Annotated in this window: 3 protein-coding genes; 2 read left to right on the top strand and 1 reads right to left on the bottom strand. The window is 68.2% G+C overall.

Going from position 1 to position 2052, the window contains the following annotated elements:
- Both AC1D00_RS38395 and AC1D00_RS38390 read left to right on the top strand, forming a co-directional pair.
- On the top strand, window positions 1–713 hold a 713-nt coding region (locus AC1D00_RS38395), incomplete at its 5' end, for an ADP-dependent NAD(P)H-hydrate dehydratase (protein WP_477014263.1).
- Window positions 713–1150, top strand: coding sequence for a GNAT family N-acetyltransferase (locus tag AC1D00_RS38390; RefSeq protein ID WP_477014262.1), 438 nt, complete (start codon window positions 713–715; stop codon window positions 1148–1150). The genes AC1D00_RS38395 and AC1D00_RS38390, both read left to right, overlap by 1 nt.
- Before the next feature lies 1 nt (window position 1151).
- Here AC1D00_RS38390 and AC1D00_RS38385 read toward each other — a convergent pair.
- The coding region (locus AC1D00_RS38385; protein WP_477014261.1) for a multicopper oxidase family protein at window positions 1152–2052 on the bottom strand (901 nt) is incomplete at its 5' end.

Here is a 2052-nt window from a genome sequence, read left to right as displayed (position 1 = left end):
GTGCCGGCTTGGTGACGCTGGCGAGCCCGCGCGATGCGCTCGCGATCAATGCGGCGGCGCTGATTGCGGTGATGGTTCGCCCCGTCGACACCGCGATCGAGTTTGGCGAGTTGCTCGGCGACAAGCGCTACAACACCTGCATCATTGGTCCCGGCGCGGGCGTCGGCGATCGCACCTGCGATTTCGTCCACACGGCGCTTACCGCGCAACGACACCTGGTGCTGGACGCCGATGCACTGACGAGCTTTGCCGCGAATCCCGAGCGCCTGTTTGAATCGATCAAGTCCTCGCAGGACAGTGCGGTGGTGCTGACGCCGCACGAGGGTGAATTCCCGCGCCTGTTCTCCGATCTCAGCAACAAACATCCCGGCCGCTCCAAGCTCGAGCGTGTCCGCGCCGCCGCCGAACGTTCCGGCGCCGTGGTGCTGCTGAAGGGGCCGGATACCACCATCGCCGCGCCCGACGGCCGCGCCACCGTCGCCGCCAATGCGCCGCCCTGGCTGGCCACAGCGGGCGCCGGCGACGTGCTCTCCGGCGTCATCGCAGGGCTTTTGGCGCAGGGGGTGCCGGCCTTCGAAGCCGCCAGCATCGGCGTGTGGATGCATGGCGAGGCGGCAAGCGAGGCGGGGCCGGGGCTGATCGCGGAAGATCTCACCGAGACGCTGCCGGCCGTGCACCGGCGGATCTATAATGCGCTCGGGATCGAGTACTAGTGCTGAGGCAGCTCGCGCTCACCGATATGGGGGCGGCCGCGCAGGTCCATCGGATCGCGTTTGACCAGGCGATGCCGCGGCTCGTCGGGCTGCACACGCCGGAGGAGGATCGCTGGTTCTATCGCGAGCATGTTTTCAAAACGTGCCGCGTGTGGGGCCGCTTCGACCAGGACGCGCTCAGCGGGCTCATTGCCTTCCGCGATGGCTGGGTCGAGCAGCTCTATGTCCTTCCCGCTGCCCAGGGCCGCGGTGTCGGCACCGAGCTCCTCGATGTGGCCAAGCGTGCCTGCGAACGGCTGGAGCTCTGGACCTTCCAGTGCAATGAACGCGCGCGACGTTTCTACGAGGCCCGTGGATTCGCGTTGGTCGAGCAGACGGACGGGGCGCGGAACGAGGAGAAGGAGCCGGACGCCCGCTACGTCTGGGCGCGCGCATAGCTCACTCCACCGCGTACCAGCGCACCAGCCGCGGCGCGGCCCAGTCGGTCACAACGGATTCGATCAGCCAGCGTCCGGGTGAGGTCGCCGCGAACGCGATACGCTGGGTCTGGCCGGGCTCGACCGCGAGCGTGTCGAGCCAGTAGGGCTTCCAGCCATCGTCGAGGCGGTCGAGCAGCCGGAAGGGGTGGCCGTGCAGATGGAACACGGCGGTGAGGGCTGCGGGGTTCTTGAGGGTCAGCACGACGGTGCGGCCGGTCTTGGCGCGGAAGGCTGGCGCCGAGGCGGTCGAGAAATTCGCAGGCCGTGCCCAGCCGGTGTCGGGGGCACCGAGCGCGACATCGAACCGCAGGGCGCCTCTGAGGTCGAGCTGGTCGGGCAGGGCATTCGCAGGGAGCGGCTGTGGCGGCGACAGCGGCGCACCCCGCTCCATCGTGCCGGAGATCGTGAGGTTTCCGATCGGGCGGCCTTCCTTGCCGTCATGCAGCAGAAACTTCGCCGATATGGCTGCATCCACGAAGGCGTCGGCACGCGCGCCGGGAGCCAGCACCAGGGCGCCGTTGCGCGCCGGGAACGGCTCGGCCGGCTGTCCGTCCATGGCCATCACGCGGACGTCGTGACTTTCCAATTTGATCGCCAGAACAGTGCGTTGGGAGCCATTGATAAAGCGCAATCGCAGCCGCTCATTGGCCGCGGCTGAGAGCTCACATGAAGTCTGCCCGTTGATCGTATAGAGCGGGGTCGTGTCCTTCGGGTCGCGGCCCGGGGGCAGCGCTGTCCCGTCCGGCCGCAGGCGCCATTCCTCGATCAGCAGAACCTCGTCACGATCGACGGCGATGCGGCTCGTCTCCTCCGCGATGATCGGAAGCGGGCGCGCCGGTTGCTTCAGGCCGTCCTCGAAG

Source organism: Bradyrhizobium sp. P2_E8 (genome assembly GCF_056403875.1).
The sequence above is the reverse complement of the archived record's forward strand: the minus strand, read 5'-3'. Positions and strand labels throughout refer to the sequence as shown.